The 18607-nt window shown below is 71.4% G+C and carries 18 protein-coding genes; 12 read left to right on the top strand and 6 right to left on the bottom strand.

Going from position 1 to position 18607, the window contains the following annotated elements:
• Position 1 precedes the first annotated feature (1 nt).
• The gene (locus BGP03_RS34525; RefSeq protein ID WP_296376604.1) at positions 2-424 is read right to left on the bottom strand and encodes a TOBE domain-containing protein; all 423 of its coding nucleotides are present in this window, start codon (positions 422-424) and stop codon (positions 2-4) included.
• 215 nt (positions 425-639) lie between these two features.
• Between BGP03_RS34525 and BGP03_RS34520 the strand changes: the two genes are divergently transcribed.
• From BGP03_RS34520 to BGP03_RS34495, 6 genes are all read left to right on the top strand, one after another.
• Complete coding sequence (locus tag BGP03_RS34520; protein ID WP_298800972.1) at positions 640-2475, top strand: biotin/lipoyl-binding protein; 1836 nt, start codon at positions 640-642, stop codon at positions 2473-2475.
• Complete coding sequence (locus tag BGP03_RS34515; RefSeq protein WP_298800971.1) at positions 2472-3233, top strand: ABC transporter ATP-binding protein; 762 nt, start codon at positions 2472-2474, stop codon at positions 3231-3233. The genes BGP03_RS34520 and BGP03_RS34515 overlap by 4 nt, the downstream gene beginning before the upstream one ends.
• Complete coding sequence (locus BGP03_RS34510) at positions 3230-4576, top strand: ABC transporter permease (protein ID WP_298800970.1); 1347 nt, start codon at positions 3230-3232, stop codon at positions 4574-4576. Before BGP03_RS34515 ends, BGP03_RS34510 begins: the two co-directional genes overlap by 4 nt.
• Before the next feature lie 13 nt (positions 4577-4589).
• Positions 4590-5150, top strand: a complete 561-nt coding sequence (locus BGP03_RS34505; RefSeq protein WP_298800969.1) for a DUF5666 domain-containing protein — start codon at positions 4590-4592, stop codon at positions 5148-5150.
• A gap of 13 nt (positions 5151-5163) precedes the next feature.
• Positions 5164-5562, top strand: coding sequence for a hypothetical protein (locus tag BGP03_RS34500; RefSeq protein WP_298800968.1), 399 nt, complete (start codon positions 5164-5166; stop codon positions 5560-5562).
• Positions 5563-5686: 124 nt separating this feature from the next.
• Positions 5687-5845: a DUF6307 family protein gene (locus BGP03_RS34495; RefSeq protein WP_296376593.1), complete on the top strand. Its 159-nt coding sequence runs from the start codon at positions 5687-5689 to the stop codon at positions 5843-5845.
• Positions 5846-5905: 60 nt separating this feature from the next.
• Here the strand turns inward: BGP03_RS34495 and BGP03_RS34490 are convergent, their stop codons facing one another.
• Positions 5906-6730 (bottom strand): acyl-CoA thioesterase domain-containing protein, encoded by an 825-nt coding sequence (locus BGP03_RS34490; protein ID WP_298800967.1) that lies wholly within the window; start codon positions 6728-6730, stop codon positions 5906-5908.
• Positions 6731-7183: 453 nt separating this feature from the next.
• Entirely contained in the window at positions 7184-7363 is a 180-nt protein-coding gene (locus tag BGP03_RS34485) for a hypothetical protein (protein WP_296376587.1), read from the bottom strand.
• A 28-nt stretch (positions 7364-7391) separates the two neighbouring features.
• On the opposite strand from BGP03_RS34485, the gene BGP03_RS34480 reads away from it, so the two are divergent.
• Positions 7392-9230: a prolyl oligopeptidase family serine peptidase gene (locus tag BGP03_RS34480; RefSeq protein ID WP_296376585.1), complete on the top strand. Its 1839-nt coding sequence runs from the start codon at positions 7392-7394 to the stop codon at positions 9228-9230.
• Positions 9231-9245: 15 nt separating this feature from the next.
• On the opposite strand, the gene BGP03_RS34475 is transcribed toward BGP03_RS34480, so the two are convergent.
• Positions 9246-9668 (bottom strand): organic hydroperoxide resistance protein, encoded by a 423-nt coding sequence (locus tag BGP03_RS34475; protein ID WP_296376583.1) that lies wholly within the window; start codon positions 9666-9668, stop codon positions 9246-9248.
• 120 nt (positions 9669-9788) lie between these two features.
• Between BGP03_RS34475 and BGP03_RS34470 the strand changes: the two genes are divergently transcribed.
• Positions 9789-10829 (top strand): GNAT family N-acetyltransferase, encoded by a 1041-nt coding sequence (locus BGP03_RS34470; protein WP_298800965.1) that lies wholly within the window; start codon positions 9789-9791, stop codon positions 10827-10829.
• A 134-nt stretch (positions 10830-10963) separates the two neighbouring features.
• On the opposite strand, the gene ugpC is transcribed toward BGP03_RS34470, so the two are convergent.
• Positions 10964-12049, bottom strand: a complete 1086-nt coding sequence (gene ugpC, locus BGP03_RS34465) for a sn-glycerol-3-phosphate ABC transporter ATP-binding protein UgpC (protein ID WP_296376579.1) — start codon at positions 12047-12049, stop codon at positions 10964-10966.
• A gap of 96 nt (positions 12050-12145) precedes the next feature.
• On the bottom strand, positions 12146-13198 hold the full coding sequence (locus tag BGP03_RS34460) for a LacI family DNA-binding transcriptional regulator (RefSeq protein WP_296376577.1): 1053 nt from the start codon (positions 13196-13198) through the stop codon (positions 12146-12148).
• A gap of 265 nt (positions 13199-13463) precedes the next feature.
• On the opposite strand from BGP03_RS34460, the gene BGP03_RS34455 reads away from it, so the two are divergent.
• From BGP03_RS34455 to BGP03_RS34440, 4 genes are all read left to right on the top strand, one after another.
• Positions 13464-14738, top strand: coding sequence for an ABC transporter substrate-binding protein (locus BGP03_RS34455; RefSeq protein WP_296376575.1), 1275 nt, complete (start codon positions 13464-13466; stop codon positions 14736-14738).
• Positions 14739-14849: 111 nt separating this feature from the next.
• Positions 14850-15818: a sugar ABC transporter permease gene (locus tag BGP03_RS34450; protein ID WP_299738882.1), complete on the top strand. Its 969-nt coding sequence runs from the start codon at positions 14850-14852 to the stop codon at positions 15816-15818.
• Positions 15815-16714 carry a carbohydrate ABC transporter permease gene (locus BGP03_RS34445; protein WP_296376571.1) on the top strand — a complete coding sequence of 300 codons (900 nt, stop codon included), beginning with the start codon at positions 15815-15817 and terminating at the stop codon, positions 16712-16714. Before BGP03_RS34450 ends, BGP03_RS34445 begins: the two co-directional genes overlap by 4 nt.
• Positions 16715-18379, top strand: coding sequence for a glycoside hydrolase family 13 protein (locus BGP03_RS34440; protein ID WP_296376569.1), 1665 nt, complete (start codon positions 16715-16717; stop codon positions 18377-18379).
• Positions 18380-18607: the final 228 nt, after the last annotated feature.

Here is an 18607-nt window from a genome sequence, read left to right as displayed (position 1 = left end):
CTCACGGCACCGCGTCGAGCGAGGTGGCGCGCACCGGCGTCTCGATCACGACGTTGGTGGACTTCACGACGGCGACGGCCAGCACCCCCGGCGCCAGGCCGAGGTCGCGCGCGGCCTCGCTGCTCATCAGCGAGACCACCCGGTGCGGACCGCACTGGATCTCGACCTGCGCCATCACCCGGTCCATCACCACCGCGGTGACCAGGCCGACCAGGCGGTTGCGGGCCGAACCCTGGACGCCCGACGGGTCGGGCGCCGCGCTGGCGTGCTCGCGCGCGAACTCCGCGAGGGCCGCGCCGTCGATCACCTTGCGGTTCGACGCGTCCAGATGGGACGGCAGCTTCTCGGCGTCGACCCAGCGCCGCACGGTGTCGTCGCTGACGCCGAGGAGCCCGGCTGCTTCGGAGATCCTGAACTGGGGCACCTCACGGAGCATACGGCCCGCCCATGTGTGATTTATCCGAACCCCTCGTGATCTGCGACCTGCAGAATAAAACCATTCCTTTACCAGCTAGCGTGCGCATTCTCGGCGCAGGGGCTCCGAGATCCGCACAGCCCGTTCCCATTCTATTCACAGGCAATTCCTAGCTTCACGGCGCACGGTCCGCGCCGGGTGGGGACCTGGTCGAGGAGGACCTCATGAGTGAGATGATGACGACCGAGATCCCGGTGCAGGGATCTGCGGCACCTCCGCCACCGCCGTCGCGGTGGGGGAAGCTGCGCGCCCGTTTCGACTCGATGACGCCCCGGGCGCGCTGGCTCAACCTGATCCTCGCCCTGCTGTTGATTCTCGCGATCGTGCTGGCCTTCACGCTGATCGGGAACCCGAGCACGCCGACGGTGGCGGTGCGGACGGTCGCGGTGACCCGCGCGACCGTCACCTCCAGCGTCACGGGCAGCGGCAACGCCGCCTCCTCGGCCAGTACGCCGGTGAGCTTCCAGACGGCCGGGACGGTCACGGCGGTGAACGTGAAGGCGGGTGACACGGTGACACTCGGCGAGGTGCTGGCGACGATCGACCCCACCAGCTCCAAGGCATCCCTGCGGACGGCCCAGGCCCAGCTCGACAGCGCCAAGGCGGCGCTGGGTCAGGCGGCCTCCGGCCCCACGGCGGTGAAGAAGCAGCAGGACCAGCAGGCCATCACCACAGCCCAGCAGGGGGTGGCCAACGCCAACGCGGCGGTGACGGCGGCGCAGAACCAGCTGGCGCTGGACACCACCTCCACGGCGAGCGCGATCGACAACGCCCAGACCAAGTTCAACGACGACAAGGACTCGACGAACACCGCGGTGGCGAACGCTCAGGCTAAAGAGCGGTCCGACGAGAACACGCAGAACGTCGCAGTGAGCAACGCGGAAGCGTCCTGCAACGTCGTGCAAACCAGTGCGGCGCCGTCGATGGCACCCAGCGCAGCCGGACAGAGCCTGCCTGCCCCGACGGACTGCGCCGCTGCGAAATCAGCTCGGGCGACCCGTGACGCGACACTCCAGTCGGATCGCCAAGCCATCACCACCGCGGAGGAGTCCCAGCAGACGACCCTCGACCTAGACCAGCAGGCCATCACCACCGCCCAGCAGACGCAGTCGTCCACCCTGCTCAAGGACAACACCACCATCGCGACCGACAAGCAGCAGGTGACCACCGCCCAGGGCCAGGTGACGACCGCTCAGCTCACCGCGCAGGCCGACCTCCACCCCGAGACCCCCGACCAGATCGCCCAGGCCAAGGCCCAGGTCGACCAGGCCCAGGTCCAGGTGGACACCGCCCAGAACGGCGTGGACGAGACCGAACTCAAGGCCCCGCAGACCGGCGTGGTGCTGGTCGTCAGCGGCAAGGTGGGCGAGTCGTCCTCCGGCGGGTCGGGCGGCTCCTCCTCGACCTCCTCCAGCGGCTCCACCGGCAGCGGCGCCGCCAGCGCGGCCAGCTCGTCGGCCACCTCCGCCGGTTCCGGGTTCGTCACGATCGCCAACCTCAGCCAGCTCGCCGTCACCGCCAACATCGCCGAGGCCGACGCCGCCAAGATCAAGCTCGGGCAGACCGCCACCGTGACGTTCCCGGCCACCAACCAGACGGCCACCGGCTCGGTCACCCAGATCACGCCGCAGAGCACGGTCACCAACAACGTGGTGCTCTACCCGGTGCAGGTCTCGCTCGACACGGCACCGCCCGGGGTCGGCATCGGCTCCACCGCCAGCCTCACGATCGCGGCCGCCGCCGCCACCGACGTGCTCTCGGCCCCGAATCTCGCGATCACCTCGCTCGGCAACCGGCACACCGTCACGGTGCGGCGCAACGGCACCGACACCACGGTGCCGGTGGACATCGGCCTCGTCGGCGACACCACCACCGAGATCACCAGCGGCGTCCAGGAGGGCGACGTGCTGGTCCTGCCGAGCACCGGAGGCACCGCCACGGGGTCGACCACGCCGTCGGGCACCAACAGCGGCGCGGGCTTCCCCCGGACCGGCGGATGACGCGCCCGGCCCGGCCGGTCATCGAGCTGCGGGCGGTCTCGAAGATCTACGGGAGCGGGGACACGGTGGTCCGGGCCGTCGACGGCGTCGACCTCGTGGTGGAGCGCGGCGACTACGTGGCCGTGATGGGCGCATCGGGGTCGGGCAAGTCGACGCTGATGAACATCATCGGCTGCCTCGACGCGCCCACCCGCGGCCGCTACCTGCTCGACGGCGTCGACACGCGGCTCCTCGACGAGAAGCGGCAGGCGATCATCCGCAACCGCAAGATCGGGTTCATCTTCCAGTCGTTCAACCTGATCCCGCGGACCTCGGCGGTCAGCAACGTCGAACTGCCGCTGGCCTACGCCGGCATCCGGCCGGGCGAACGGCGACGGCGGGCGCTGGCCGCGCTGGACCAGGTCGGGCTGACCGCGCGCGCGAACCACGGGCCGTCGCAGCTCTCCGGCGGGCAGCAGCAGCGCGTGGCCATCGCCCGTGCGATCGCGACGAACCCCGTCCTGCTGCTCGCCGACGAGCCGACCGGCGCGCTCGACAGCCGCAGCACCGCCGAGGTGCTGGATCTGTTCGACGAGCTCAACGTGGCCGGCCGCACCGTCGTGGTGATCACCCACGAGGAGGAGGTCGCCGCCCACGCCAAGCGTGTGCTGCGGATGCGCGACGGCAAGGTCCTCTCCGACGAGCGCGTGGCCGGTCCGGCCGGACGGCCGCCACGGTGGTCGGCCGAGCACGCACCACAGGCCCGGGTCACGTCGTGAACCTCCGCGAGAGTGCCCGGTTCGCCGTCCGCGGGGTGATGGCGAACAAGCTGCGGTCGCTGTTGACCATGTCGGGGATCCTCATCGGCGTCGCGGCGGTGATCATCCTGATCGCCGCCGGCACCGGGGCGAGCGCGTCGGTGCAGAAGTCGGTCAGCAGCCTCGGCAGCAACACGCTCACGATCACCTCGACCACCACCGGCGCCGGCAGCCGCGGAGGCGGCGCCCGGGGTGGGGCGGGCGGCCTCGGCGCACTCGGCGGCGCCGCCCGGGCCGGCGGAGGTGGGTTCGGCGGGGCGGGCGGCGCCGGAGGAGCGGCGTCCTCGTCCACGGTCAACAACGGCACGCTGGTCCAGCAGCCCCAGCTCACCCTCGACGACGCACAGGCCCTGGTCGACGAGACCCAGGCCCCCGACGTGGCGTCCGTGGCACCGGTCGTCACCGCACCGTCGGTGACGGCGACCTACGAGGGCGCCTCGCACACGGTCGGCACGTTCACCGGCAGCACGCCGAGCTACCTCACGAACGACAACGACTCGCTCCAGGCGGGCGTGCCGATCTCCGACTCCGACTACACCGCCCGCAAGCGGATCTGCCTGGTGGGCACCACCGTGGCCGTCGACCTGATCGGCGGCGACGGCTCGGCGATCCTGGGGCAGACCGTGCAGTTCAACGGGATCGCCTACCAGGTGGTCGGCATCCTGACCGCCAAGGGCAGCAGCGGGCCACAGGACCAGGACGACCGCGTGGTCGCCCCGCTCACCGCCGTGCAGGACACCCTCACCGGCTACGGGACCATCAGCAGCATCTCGGTGAAGGCCGCCTCCTCCACCGAGGTCACCGCGGCGCAGGACGAGGTGACCTCGATCCTCAACCAGCGCCACCACGTCACCGCGGCGAACGAGGACTTCTCGATCTTCAACCCGACGTCGATTCTCTCCGCGCTGGGCACGATCACCGGCGTCTTCACCATCCTGCTGGGCGGCGTGGCGGGGATCTCGCTGCTCGTCGGGGGCATCGGCGTCATGAACATCATGCTGGTGACCGTCACCGAGCGGACCCGGGAGATCGGCATCCGCAAGGCCATCGGAGCGCAGAAGTCCGACATCGTGGGCCAGTTCCTCATGGAGGCCGTGATGCTGTCGGTGTTCGGCGGCCTGATCGGCGTGGTCATCGGGGTGCTGGTCGGGCAGCTCCAGTTCGGCACGTTCCAGCTGGTGGTGGCGCCCTACTCGGTCGTGCTCGCGTTCGGCGTCTCCGTCGCGATCGGTCTGTTCTTCGGGATCTACCCCGCCAACCGGGCCGCCTCGCTGCGCCCGATCGACGCCTTGAGGTACGAGTGAGAGCAGTCGCCCGATGACCGTCCCCGCACCCGACGACACGACCACCGACGGGTGGTCCACCGGCCCCGTCGCGACCAACGGCGTGCAACCCGCGCCGGCCCAGGACCCCGACGACGATCTCTTCGAGCCCGACTGGAACCGCCCCAGGCGCACCAACAGGTTGACGTTCGTGCTGCTCGCGGCTCTGCTGGCGGTGCTCGCCTTCGCGGGGGGCGTCGCCGTGCAGAAGCAGCACGACGCCGGCCTGGCCGCCGCAGCCACCGCGGGTCGCACCCGGGGCGCCGGCGGGTTCGGCGGTGCGGGTGGGTTCGGCGGCGCGGGCGGCGCCACCGGCCAGGCGGCGGGCGGTGGTACCCCCGTTGCCATCGGCACGGTGAAGTCGATCAGCGGCACCACCCTGACCATCACGAACTTCGCGGGAACGGTGGTCACCGTGACGGTGCCGCCCACCGCCACCGTCACCACCTCCGGGCTCGGCGGTCTCGCCGTCGGCGCCACCGTGTCGGTGGCGGGTACCCCGAACCCCGACGGGACCGTCACAGCCACGTCCGTCACCAGCCGCAAGACCGCGTGAGCGAAAGGACACCATGAGAACCACCACCATCCGGCGCGGAGGTGCCGCGATCGTCCTGACCGCTGCCGCCGTCGTCGGCGGGCTGACCGGTTGCGGCAGCTCAGCGAGCACCCCGACCGCAGCGGCGAGCACCGCGGCCCCCGGGGCCGGCGGCGGCAACGCCCGCATCGACCCGGCCCTGCGCCAGAAGATCACCGCCTGCCTGCAGGCCGCCGGGATCACGGTGCCGACGTTCACGCCGCGGCCGTCCGGGCAGCCCCGCCCCACCGGTCAGCCCCGGCCCACCGGCGCACCGGGTGGTGGCGGTTTCGGCGCCGCGTTCACCTCGCCCGAGGCGAAGGCCGCGCTCCAGGCGTGCGGCATCACGCTGCCCACCCGCGGCCCGCGGCCCACCCCGCCCACCGCGGCCTGACCTGCGGTTTCGGAGTAGGCTGTGGGGGTCGGGCGCACCTCGCACGCGGACGTTCGAGTCCACGTCGTCCCCGACGTCAGCTCACCCCCGGCGCGTCGCTGCCCGGGAGACTCGGAGCACCACCATGGCCAGCCCCACCACCTACGTCTCCGTCCACGACCAGCGCGTCGCTCTCGTCGCCGCAGCACTCCGAGCCAACTCGAAGCTGGACGAGAAGGCCGCCACGAAGCTCGCCCGCCACGCCCTGGACGCCCTCGACCACATCCCGGAGAAGGTCCGCTAGGTCACCGGCCCACCGAGGCCATGATCGCCGGAATCGGGACACCACCTGCACATGTGCAGCTCATGTCCCCGTTCCGGCGATCATGACGTCCCGCCGGCCGCGCCACTGGGACGCCGAGGCCACCACCGCCAACCGCCCTCGGCCGTCCCGCAACTCGGCTCTGGCACTCGCGAAGCGGGACCCGGCGTGCAGCACCTCCGCCCGGACGGTGAAGCGCGCGCCGTCGGCCGGTATCCCCCGCACGAACGTGACCTCGAGGTCGCACAGGGCCCCGGCGAGTCCTGACCGGACCGCGCCGATCGCCTCGTCCAGGGCGTGGGCGGCCACGGCGGCCAGCACCCCGCCCTGCACGGCACCTCCGGAGTTGGCCGTCGCCGGGTCGGCGGTCGCCCGTCCGGCCCGCAGGGCCAGCACGGAGAACGGTGCGGGCACGGGGCGCCGCTCGTGGGCGGGACGGCCGTTCCGCGACGGTTCGCCCACGATCGCGCAACGGCTGGTCAACACCGCCACCGTGCGGCCTGCACCGTCGTCGATCTCGGCGGAGCTCACCGCGTTGTCCGGATCGGCGCTGATCAGGCGGCCGGACGCGTGCAACGGCGCGCCGGCCGGGGGCAGCGGGCCGAGGGTGGTCACGTGCATCGTCAACGTGGTGACGAAAGCCCCGGCGGGCAGGTTCGTCGACACGGCCCCGCTCAGGACCAGGTCCGCGAGCACCGGGATCGGGCCGACGCCGCGCAGCTCCCCCATGGGCAGTCCCGGTACGTGCGCACGGACGTGGCCCGGCTCTGCGTGGTCGACCACGGTGCCCAGCGCACTGTGCACCGGGGCCAGCGACTCCCCCGCCGCCGCGATGGCGCGCAGCCGCTCCAACGGCGTGATCCCCATACTCCGCACCCTACGATCAGGACCGTGTTCGACCACCTCCACCACACGCAGCTCGCCATGCCCTCCGGCGAGGAGGACCGTGCCCGCGCCTTCTACGTCGACGCGCTGGGCATGGCGGAGATCGCCAAGCCACCGGTGCTCGCGGCACGGGGAGGTGCGTGGTTCCGGGCCGGTGGCGTGGAGCTGCACCTCGGTGTCGAACCCGACTTCCGGCCGGCCCGCAAGGCGCACCCGGGCATCCTCGTCACCGATCTCGACGAGCTCGCCGGCGGTTGGTGGACGCGGGCGTGGAGCCGGACTGGGACGGCGAGTTCCCCGGACACCGCCGCTTCTACGCGGCCGACCCGTTCGGCAACCGGCTCGAGTTCCTTCAGCCCCTGTCCGGCCGTCCGATCCCCGCCGCGTAGAGCACGGCCGGCACCGCCCCGGGCGGCCCCGGAACCCACGGGTAGGTCAGCTCGGCGTTGGTGATGGAGACGAGCCCCGCACCACCAGGATCACGGCGACGAGCGACGCCCAGATGATCGTCAGCACGCGCATCGTGGCGCCGCCCGCGCTGTCGGAGAAGATCCCCGGGGCGGAGACTCGCCTGTCGTCGGGATGCACAGCCTCGGGACGCACGGGCTCGGCCACGTCCTCGATGATGGCACCATCGGGACCCGTGAGCCCGCATCCCGTTGCCCCGGTCCCCGAGCACCTCTTCGACGACGAGCGCGAGCAGCGGTGGCGGGCGCGGTTCACCGCCGCGCGGATGTCGAGACCGGCGTGGGCGCGCGACGCCCCGGACCGCAACCTCTACACGTCCAACGCCAGCGGCACCACCGAGATCTACGCGTGGGACCGGGCCACCGACCTGCACCGCCAGGTCACCGACCGCAAGAGCGGCACCCACTCCGCCACGCTCCCGCCCGACGGCGAGACGATCTGGTGGTTCGACGACACCGACGGCGACGAGTTCGGGCGCTGGGTGAGCGAGCCGTTCGGGGGCCTGCCCGCCGACGCGGTCGCGGAGCCGGCGGTGCCCGGCGTCGAGGACGGCTACCCGGCCGGGCTGGAGATCGGCCGCACCGTGGTGGTCGCCGGCACCTCCACCGACGACGGCACGAAGGTCTGGGTGCGGCGGGGCGACAGCCCGGTGGAGGTGGTCTACGCCCACGCCGAGGACGGCGGCGTCGGGGCGCTGTCGGAGGACGAGACGCTGCTCGCGATCAGCCACTCCGAGCACGGCGATTCGCGGCACCCCGCGGTGCGGGTGATCCGGGTGGCCGACGGCGCCACGGTGGCGGAGAAGCACGACGGGCCCGGCCTCGGGCTCGGCGCGCTCGCGTTCGCCCCGGTCGCGGGCGACGGGCGGCTGCTGATGGTGCACGAGCGCCACGGCCGCGAGGAGCTGCTGGTCTGGGACGTCCTCGCCGACACGGAGACCGAGCTGCACCTGGACCTGCCCGGCGAGATCGTCGCCGACTTCTCCCCCGACGCGTCGTTCCTGCTGGTCTGGCACACCCACGCCGCCCGCACCCGGCTGCACCGCTACGACCTGGCCACCGACGCACTCACCGAGCTGCCGGTGGCGCCGGGCTGCGTCGGGTCCGCGGACGTGCGGCCGGACGGCACCGTCGAGTACTCGTGCTCGTCGGCCGCCGAGCCGTCGACGATCCGGGCGCTGCACCCCGACGGCACCGACCGCGTGCTGGTCACACCGCCCGGGGAGCGCCCGCCGGGGTCGGTGCCGGTGGAGGACGTGTGGGTCGGCGACGTGCACGCGCTGGTCGCCCGCCCGGCCGGTGACGGGCCGCTGCCCACCGTGTTCTCCCTGCACGGCGGCCCGCACGCCGCCGACGAGGACCGCTTCTCGCCGGTCCGCGCGGTGTGGGTGGACGCCGGGTTCGTCGTCGTCGAGGTCAACTACCGCGGGTCGACGGGCTACGGCTCGCCGTGGCGCGACGCGATCGAGGGCCGGCCCGGGCTCACCGAGCTGGAGGACGTGGCCGCCGTGTACGACCACCTCGTGGCCGCGGGGATCAGCGACCCGTCGAGGTGCGTGGTGGAGGGCTGGTCGTGGGGCGGCTACCTGGCGCTGCTCGCCGCGGGCACGCAGCCGCAGCGCTGGGCCGCGTCGCTCGCGGGCGTGCCGGTGGCCGACTACCTCACCGCCTACGCCGACGAGATGGAGCAGCTGCGCTCGTTCGACCGAGCCCTGTTCGGCGGCTCGCCCGAGGACCAGCCCGAGCTGTACCGCACGGCGTCACCCCTCACGTACGTCGACGCCGTGCGGTCGCCCGTCCTCGTGCTCGCCGGGGAGAACGACCCCCGCTGCCCGATCCAGCAGGTGGACAACTACCTCGACGCCCTCGCGGCCCGCGGCGACGTCACCTACGAGGTGTGCCGGTTCGACGCGGGTCACGGGAGCCTGGTGGTGGAGCAGACGCTGCAGCACATCGCCACCGAGGTGGATTTTGCGCTGCGCGCCTGTGCGCGGAAGTCGGTGTCGGAGCACTGATTTCCACGCACGACCTCAGACGGTGGCCTTGAGCACCACGTCGACGTTGCCGCGGGTGGCCTTCGAGTACGGGCACACCTGGTGGGCGCCCTCGACGAGCTCGTCGGCCTGGGTCTGGTCCAGCCCGGGCAGGTGCGCGGTGATCACCGCACTGATCCCGAAGCTGGTGTCGTCGGGGGCGAGGCTGACCGACGCGTCGACGGTGGCGTCGTCGGACACCTTCACGCCCTTGCTCCTGGCCACCATGCGCAGGGCGCCGTGGAAGCATGTGGCGTAGGCCGCCGCGAAGAGCTGCTCGGGGTTGGTGGCGCCACCCGGGCCGCCCAGGGCCGGGGGCATCTTCAGGTCCTGGTCGATGATCCCGTCCGAGGTGCGTACCCGGCCGTCCCGGCCGCCGCCCGACGAGGTCGCCTCTGCCGTGTAGATCGCTTCTGCCATGGTGATCTCCTCACTCGACTATGTTGTGTACAACCTATCCCGGCTCCGCTGTCACCACCCGGTAGCAATGACGAAACACACCCCTAGCAGGATGGGGGCGTCCCCGGGGAGGTGGTCGTCGTGGTGCTGTGGCGCGTACACGTCGAGCTGGAAGACCGGCCCGGACGGCTCGGTGAGCTCGCCACCGCCGTCGGTGCGGCCGGGTGCAACATCATCGCCCTGCACATGGTGGGCGAGCCCGCCGACGACGGCTCGGTCACCGACGAGCTGCTGGTGAAGGTGCCCGACCCGATCGACGCCACCGCGCTCGTCGACGCCGTGGAGCGCGCGGGCATCCCGTGCACGCTGCTGGTGCGGGCCGACGCCACCGAGCTGTCCGACCCCGCCACCACCGCGCTCGCGCTGGCCCGGATGGTGGCCGCCGACCCCGGCAGCGCGCCCCGCGCCGTGGCCACGATGCTCCGGGCGCGGCTCGTCGACCCCGCAGCGGCCGACCCCACCGGCCACATCCACACCCTGCGCGTGGGCACCCACCAGCTGCGGCTCGGCCGCGCCTGGCCCTTCACCGCCACGGAGCTGTCCCGCGCCGCGGCGCTGCTCGAGCTCGCGGCACAGCTGGCCATGAGCGCGCCCGCCCGGGTGGCCGCGAACGACCGGATCCTGCTCCTGCGCGACGGCTCCGAGGTGCGCATGCGCGCCGCCGGCCCGTCGGACGCGCCGCTGGCGGCCGCGCTGCACGCGCGCTGCTCACCCGAGGCCCGGCGCTCCCGGTTCCTGAGCCCCACCCCGCGGCTCGCCCCCGGGCAGCTCGACGCGCTGCTGCACGGCGAGACCGGCACGGGCCAGGCCGTCATGGCCGTCACCGCCGACGGCGGCAGCGCCGTGGGCCTGGCCAACCTCGACATCCACGGCGACGGCGTCGCCCGTTTCGCCGTGCTCGTCGAGAACGCCTGGCACGGCCGCGGACTGGGCACGGCCCTGCTGCGTCGCGTGGCCGACCTGGCCACCGAGCAGGGCATCACGGAGCTCACGGGGATCGCGCGCCCCGAGGACCTGGGCATCACGAAGCTGCTGCGCCGGGCCGGCCTGCGCCCGTCGGCCGAGATCGTGGACGGCGAGGTCCGCCTCCACGCCGCCCTCCCGGCGCCCGTCGCCGGCTGACCGCTCTCCCACCGCGACCCACACGCACCCTGACCCCGACTCGCGCGCACGGAGGCCCCGACTCGCGGAACGCTCGCGAGTCGAGGCCTCGGTGCTGCTGGGTCGGGGGCTCCGTGCGATCCGGGCCCGGGGCGTCAGAGCTCGATGCGCTCGCCCGTGTCGCCCGCGAACAGGTGCAGGCGGGCGTCGGCCGGGGCGAGGTGCAGGATCGCACCCTTCTCCGGCACGTTGCGGCCGTCGACCCGGGCGATGATCGGACGCCGCTCGCCGCCGAGCTCGGTGCTGCCGTAGATGTAGGCGTCGGCGCCGAGCTCCTCGACGACCTCCACCTCCGTGGCCAGGCCCTGGCCGGAGTCGACGATCTTCATGTCCTCGGGGCGGGCCCCGACCGTGACCGAGCGGCTGCCGGCGACGGCGTCGGCGGCCTGGCGCGGCACGCGGATCTCCGAGGAGCCGAACTTCAGGACGTCGCCCTCGATCTGCACGGGCAGCAGGTTCATGGCGGGCGAGCCGATGAAGCCCGCGACGAACACGTTGGCCGGCTTGTCGTACATCTGCCGCGGCGAGTCGACCTGCTGGAGGATGCCGTCCTTGAGCACCGCGACGCGGTCGCCCATGGTCATGGCCTCGACCTGGTCGTGCGTGACGTAGACGGTGGTGACGCCGAGCCGGCGCTGCAGCGACGCGATCTGCGTGCGGGTGGAGACGCGCAGCTTGGCGTCCAGGTTGGACAGCGGCTCGTCCATGCAGAACACCTGCGGGTTGCGGACGATCGCGCGGCCCATCGCGACGCGCTGGCGCTGGCCACCGGAGAGGGCCTTGGGCTTGCGGTCGAGGTACTCGGTGAGGTCGAGGATCTTCGCGGCCTCGGCCACCCGCTCGGCGATCTTCGCCTTCGACTCGCCGGCGATCTTGAGCGCGAAGCCCATGTTGTCGCCGACCGTCATGTGCGGGTAGAGCGCGTAGTTCTGGAAGACCATCGCGATGTCGCGGTCCTTCGGCGGGACGCGCGTGACGTCGCGCCCGCCGATGAGGATCGATCCCTTGTCGATGTCCTCGAGCCCCGCGAGCATGCGCAGGGAGGTGGACTTGCCGCATCCGGACGGGCCGACCAGTACGAGGAACTCCCCGTCGGCGACCTCGAGGTTCAGATCCTCGACCGCGGGCTTCGTGGAGCCCGGGTAGATCCGGTAGGCATGGTCGTACGTGACAGCAGCCATTGCTGGAACATCCTTAGTCTCACCGGCAGGAACGTGCCGGACGATCCGAGTGAGGGCTCCCGCACTGTAGCCACGAATGTGGCGCACGCAACAGCGTCAGTTCGGATGAGGTGCGGCCGTCGTGCCCCGCACCACCAGCCGGGTGGGCACCACGACGTCGACGACCTCGGTCTCCCCCCGGTCGAGCACCTCCAGCAGCAGCCGGGCGGCGGTACCCCCCTGCTCGAGCACCGGCTGGGCCACGGTCGTGAGGTCGACGACCGAGGCCATCTCGTGGTCGTCCATCCCCACCACCGAGACGCGCCCGGGCACCGGGATGCTGGCACGCCGCAACGTGCGCAGCGCGCCGATCGCCAGCTCGTCGTACTCGGCGAACACGGCGGTGGGCAGGGTCGGACCGGCCATCAGCGCCGTCATCGCCCGGGCCCCGCCCTCGATGCCGTACTCGCCCGACACCATGAGCTCCTCGCGGGCGCGCAGCCCGGCCGACGCCATCGCCTGCCGGAACCCCTCGCAGCGGTCCTGCGACGACAGGAAGCCGAACCCCAGGTCGTCCTGGTCGCCCGAGATCATCGCGATGTCCTCGTGGCCCTGGTGGACCAGGTGGTAGACGGCGAGCCGCACGGCCGCCGCGTCGTCGATGCGCACCGACGACACCCCCGGGATCTGCGCACCCAGCGTCACCAGCGGCATGTCGAGCGCCCGCAGGGCTAGCGTGTGCTCCTCGTCGAGCGGCAGCGCGAGCGTGACCACCGCGTCGACGCGGCGGGTCAGCGGCATCCGCTCGAAGAAGCGGTCGCGGGTGGCGGCGCTGCCGAGGTGGTAGAGCAGCACGTCGTAGCCGGCGTCGGCGAGCACCTGGTAGGCGCCCGCCACGGCGTTGGCGAAGAACCACCGCGTGACGAACGGGACGACGAGGCCGATGGTGCGCGTGCGCCCCGACGCCAGACCGGAGGCCTGGGGCGACGCGCTGTAGGACAGCTCCTCGGCGGCCTCGAGCACCCGCTGACGGGTGGCCGGCGAGACGTTGTGGTGCCCGCGCAGCGACCGGGAGACGGTGGCCGGCGAGACCCCGGCGAGCGTCGCCACGTCGATGATGCTGGCGTGCCGCGGGCGCCCGGACCTGACCGGCTGCACGTCGTCCTGCATGTGCCCCCGCCTCCTGTCGTCACACCTTTGCGCCGCCCACCTGCAACCGTTTGCAGTCGGCGTCGGTACATGATCCACCAGCTCGGACCACCTGGAAGGTCACGAATTGGAAACGCACACTTCATCTCTGGCCCACAGAAGTGATTCGTGACACTCTGCGGACCGCAAACGCTATCTCCCAAACGGCATCCGCCGCGGGACATCGCGTCGACATCGACGAAAGGGAACGCCCATGCGCCGCAGGCCACTCGCGGTCGGAGCCTTCGTGGCTGCCACCGCCCTCCTCGTGAGTGCGTGTGGTGGTGGATCAAGCAGCAGCACCAGCTCGGGGAACGCTCCCGCCGCGCTGGACGGGGTCGGCCCGATCACGCTCGTCCAGGGCAAGGACACCTCGAACTTCGTGCAGGGCCGGCTCGACGCCTGGAACCAGCAGCACCCGGACCAGAAGGTCACGCTGATCGAGCTGCCCGAGGACGCCGACGCCCAGCGTGCGCAGATGATCCAGAACGCCAACGCCAAGTCCGACGCCTACGACGTGCTCGCCGTGGACAACGTCTGGACCGCGGAGTTCGCGGCCAACCGCTACATCGTCGAGCTCCCGACCGACACCTTCCCGCAGACGGCCGACTTCCTGCCGCCGGTGATCGACTCGGCGAAGTACAAGGACAAGCTCTTCGCCATCCCCTACGCCTCCGACGGCGGGATGCTCTACTACCGCACCGACCTGCTCAAGGCCGCCGGCATCACCGACCCCCCGAAGACCTGGGCCGACATGCAGGCCGACTGCACGAAGGTCGCCGCCACCCCGGCGGGCGCCGGCGTCAGCTGCTACGCGGGCCAGTTCCAGAAGTACGAGGGCCTCACGGTGAACTTCGCCGAGGCCGTCAACAGCGCGGGCGGCGTGATCACCGACCCGTCGGGCAAGCCCGACGTCAACACCCCGGCGGCCAAGGCCGGCCTCGACTTCCTCGTGAACGGCTTCAAGAGCGGTGAGATCCCGAAGGAGGCCATCACCTACAAGGAGGAGGAGGCCCGCCGCGCCTTCCAGGAGGGCAAGCTCGTCTTCGAGCGCCAGTGGCCGTACATGTACACGCTGGCCGAGAAGACCGACGGCTCCTCGAAGGTCAACGGCAAGTTCGCCGTGGCCCCGCTGCCCGGCCTGAACGGCCCCGGCGTCTCGAGCCTCGGTGGCCACGCGCTGGCGATCTCCACCTACTCGAAGAACAAGAAGACCGCGGCGGACTTCATCAACTTCTACACCAGCAAGGAGTCCAACACGATCCAGGTCCAGCAGGCCTCGCTGGCACCGGTGTACACGTCGATCTACGACGACGCGACCCTGCAGGCCTCGCTGCCCTACCTGACCACCCTCAAGGCGTCGATCCTCGCCGCCCAGGCCCGTCCGAAGGTCGTGCGCTACGGCGACGCGACGCTGGCCATCCAGGACGCCGCCTACGGGGCGATCCAGGGCAACATGACCTCTGACCAGGCCCTGAGCCAGCTCCAGACCAAGCTCGAGGCGCTGACCAGCGGAAGCTGATCGTCGCAGTCCCGCGGGGCGGCGGGCACTTCGCCCGCCGCCCCTTTTTCCCGCCCAAGGAGGGTCAGCATGGCCGTGGTCGAGGCGCCGCCACAGACGCCCGTTCCGATAGTGACCAAGAGCAAGGACACCCGGAAGCAGGGGTCGCTCGCGGCGAAGCTCCTGACGCCGACGATGGGGGTGCTGCTGCTCGTCATCGGCTACCCGATCCTCGCGGCGATCTACCAGTCGCTGTACTCGCAGAACCAGGGCACGGACGCCGACGGCTTCGTGGTGCAGGGCGACCAGTTCGTCGGGCTCGGCAACTACGCCGCGATCTTCTCCGGTGACACCGGGGTCCGGTTCTGGAACGCCTTCTACAACACCACGTTCTTCACCGTGATCTGCGTCGTCATCGAGGTGATCCTCGGCGTGGCGATGGCCCTGATCATGAACAAGGCGTTCAAGGGCAAGGGCCTGATCCGCGCGAGCATCCTCGTGCCGTGGGCCATCCCGACGGTCGTCTCCGCCCTGCTCTGGCGGTGGATCTTCGACTCCAACGGCATCGCCAACAAGCTGCTCGGCCAGCAGATCCTCTGGGCCACCGACGGCTTCCAGGCCAAGGCGGCCGTCATCATCGCCGACACCTGGAAGACCGCGCCGTTCATCGCCCTGCTGGTGCTCGCCGGCCTGCAGGTGATCCCGGCCGAGGTCTACGAGGCCGCGAAGATCGACGGTGCCAACGCCTGGCGCCAGTTCTGGAGCATGACGCTCCCGCTGGTCAAGCCGGCACTGCTGGTGGCCGTGCTGTTCCGGCTGCTCGACAACCTGCGCATGTTCGACCTGCCCTATGTCCTCATCGGCCCGCAGAAGCCGAGCGTCGAGACGATCTCGATCCTCGCCTTCCTGGAGAACACCAACAGCCGGTACGGCCCGGCCGCGGCCTACGCCGTCGTGCTGTTCCTCTACGTCGTGCTCGTGTCGTACGCGTTCGTGAAGCTGCTGGGGGCGGACGTCATCGGGGACAACCGGGCCAAGACCCCCAAGGCGGCCGGACGCCGTCGGGGTCTGCGCACCGTCGCGAAGGGAGACACGCCGTGAGCAGCAGCACGATCGACACGACGAAGACCGCCAGCTCGCCCGCGGTCGACATCCCGACCGTCCCGGCCAAGAAGAACTACGGCATGTGGGCCGCGTACCTCGGCATCGCAGTGATCATCGTCTACTGCCTGGCGCCGTTCTACTGGATGCTGGTCACCGCACTGCGGCAGCCGACCGACACGTTCTCCATCGCGCCGGTGCCGGCACCGCTGTCGTTCCAGAACTTCATCGACGTGTTCAACCCGAAGAACGCCTTCGGCATCGCACTGATCAACAGCATCATCGTGGCCGGCGTCGTCACGGTGCTCACGCTGCTGATCGGCACGATCGCCGCCTACGCGCTGGCCCGGCTGGACTTCCGGTTCAAGAACGCGGCGCTCGGCATCATCATCGCCTGCTCGATGTTCCCGGGCATCGCGATGGTCATCCCGCTGTTCCAGCTGTTCACGAACATCGGGTGGATCAACACCTACCAGGCGATGATCCTCCCGGCGATGTCGTTCGCCCTGCCGCTCGCGGTGTGGAACCTGACGGCGTTCTTCCGCCAGATGCCCGCCGAGCTGGAGGAGGCCGCCATGATCGACGGCTGCACCCAGGGGCAGGCGTTCCGCAAGGTGATCATCCCGATCGCCGCACCGGGCGTGTTCACCACCGCGATCATCGTGTTCGTCGCGGCGTGGAACGAGTACATCATCGCCCTGACCATGACCAACAAGGCCGACATCCGCACGGCCACCGTCGCGGTCACGTTCTTCACCGGCACCACCGGTCGCGACATCCCGACCGGCACGATCATGGCCGCCGGGATCATCCTGACCATCCCGCTGATCATCATGGTGCTGATCTTCCAGCGCCGCATCGTGTCCGGACTGACCGCCGGAGGGGTGAAGTCCTAAGTGAGCTCGGAGAACTGGTGGCGTTCGGCCGTCATCTACCAGGTCTACATCCGCAGTTTCCGTGACGGCGACGGGGACGGGCCCTGCTGTGGTGATGGTCTGGGCGACATCGCCGGGCTCCGTTCCCGGCTCGACCACATCGCGTCGCTCGGGGTCGACGCTCTCTGGATCAACCCGTGGTACCCGTCGCCGATGGCCGACGCCGGGTACGACGTGATCGACTACCGCGACGTCGAGCCCCGGTTCGGCACGCTGAGCCAGGCGGAGGAGCTCGTCGCCGAGGCGCACGAGCGGAACCTGCGGGTGCTGCTCGACATCGTGCCGAACCACACCTCGGACCAGCACCCGTGGTTCGTCGAGGCCCTCGCGGCGGGTCCGGGATCGCCGGCCCGGGAGCGCTACATCTTCCGCCCCGGCCGCGGCGACGGCCCGCCCAACGACTGGGTGAGCAACTTCGGCGGCCCGGCGTGGACGCAGGCCCCCGACGGGGAGTGGTTCCTGCACCTCTTCGCGCCCGAGCAGCCCGACGTCAACTGGGAGCACCCGGAGGTCAGGGCCGACTTCGCCGACACCCTGCGGTTCTGGTTCGACCGAGGGGTGGACGGCTTCCGCATCGACGTGGCCCACTCGCTGATCAAGGAGCCGGGCCTGCCCGACGTCGGCGACCTGGTCTACCCGCGGGAGTACGTCGAGCAGGACGGCGAGCTCGTGCTGCCGCCGTGGCGCCCGCACCCGCACTGGGACCGCGACGAGGTGCACGAGGTCTACCGGGAGTGGCGGGCCATCGCCGACTCCTACTCGCCGCCGCGCGTGTTCGTCGCGGAGGCGTGGGTGGACGAGCCCGAGCGGCTCACGCACTACCTGCGCCCGGACGAGCTGCACACCGCCTTCAACTTCAACTACCTCGTCGCGCCGTGGACCGGGCCGGGGCTGCGCAAGGCCATCGACGAGACGCTGGCCGAGCACGTCAAGGTCGGGGCGCCGCCCACGTGGGTGCTGTCCAACCACGACGTCACACGCCACCTCTCGCGGTACGCGCGGGCGGAGCAGATCCCGGGCCGGCACCGGCTCCAGGACCTGCTGGACATGCCCTACGACCTCGCGGTCGGCACCCGGCGGTCCCGTGCGGCGCTGCTGCTCACGCTCGGGCTGCCCGGCGGCGCGTACGTCTACCAGGGCGAGGAGCTGGGGCTGCCCGAGGTGGAGGACCTCCCCACCGACGTCCTGCAGGACCCCACGTGGGAGCGCTCCGGGCACACCGAACGCGGTCGCGACGGCTGCCGCGTGCCGATCCCGTGGTCGGGCGCCGCCCCGCCCTACGGCTTCACGACCGCGGCGGAGACGTGGCTGCCGCAGCCGAACGACTGGGCGGCGCTGACGGTGGAGGCGGAGAGCGGCGACCCGTCGTCGATGCTGGAGCTCTACCGCCACGCCCTGCACCTGCGACGCGCCACCAAGGAGCTCGGCGACGGGCCCCTGCGGTGGCGGGCCGACGCCGGGGAGGACGTGCTCGCGTTCGACCGCGGCGAGGGCTTCGCGTGCGTCGTCAACATGGGGAGTGCACCGGTCGCGCTCCCGGCGGGGGCGACGGTGCTCCTGGCGAGCGACGCGCTGACGGACGACGGAGCCCTCCCCGGCGACACCTCGGTCTGGCTGAAGCCCTGACCCCCACATGATCAGCGGTTCGGCGCACGAACGGCCAGATCCGGCCGGAAGACGCGCCGAACCGCTGATCACGGCAGGTGGGGCGCCGAGCTGGTCGGATCGCGCCACGTCGGCTCCGATGCCCCGGTGATGTGGGACGACCACTGCGCCGTGATCGTCGGCCCTCGTACGGCAGCGCCCCCACCAGGGCGGCGGATTCAAGGAACGGTCGCAACATCCCTCTGATCT

The organism is Pseudonocardia sp. 73-21 (genome assembly GCF_001899645.1).
GTDB lineage: Bacteria > Actinomycetota > Actinomycetes > Mycobacteriales > Pseudonocardiaceae > Pseudonocardia.
Note: the sequence above shows the minus strand (reverse complement) of the source record. Positions and strands in the feature narration are given on the sequence as shown.

Bases quoted from the DNA above. Each gene is read 5' to 3' on its own strand.
- BGP03_RS34460 (WP_296376577.1), bottom strand. From the start codon at position 13,198: ATGCAGGACGACGTGCAGCCGGTCAGGTCCGGGCGCCCGCGGCACGCC.
- BGP03_RS34490 (WP_298800967.1), bottom strand. From the start codon at position 6,730: ATGGGGATCACGCCGTTGGAGCGGCTGCGCGCCATCGCGGCGGCGGGG.
- BGP03_RS34495 (WP_296376593.1), top strand. From the start codon at position 5,687: ATGGCCAGCCCCACCACCTACGTCTCCGTCCACGACCAGCGCGTCGCT.
- BGP03_RS34520 (WP_298800972.1), top strand. From the start codon at position 640: ATGAGTGAGATGATGACGACCGAGATCCCGGTGCAGGGATCTGCGGCA.
- BGP03_RS34505 (WP_298800969.1), top strand. From the start codon at position 4,590: ATGACCGTCCCCGCACCCGACGACACGACCACCGACGGGTGGTCCACC.
- BGP03_RS34475 (WP_296376583.1), bottom strand. From the start codon at position 9,668: ATGGCAGAAGCGATCTACACGGCAGAGGCGACCTCGTCGGGCGGCGGC.
- ugpC (WP_296376579.1), bottom strand. From the start codon at position 12,049: ATGGCTGCTGTCACGTACGACCATGCCTACCGGATCTACCCGGGCTCC.
- BGP03_RS34500 (WP_298800968.1), top strand. From the start codon at position 5,164: ATGAGAACCACCACCATCCGGCGCGGAGGTGCCGCGATCGTCCTGACC.
- BGP03_RS34515 (WP_298800971.1), top strand. From the start codon at position 2,472: ATGACGCGCCCGGCCCGGCCGGTCATCGAGCTGCGGGCGGTCTCGAAG.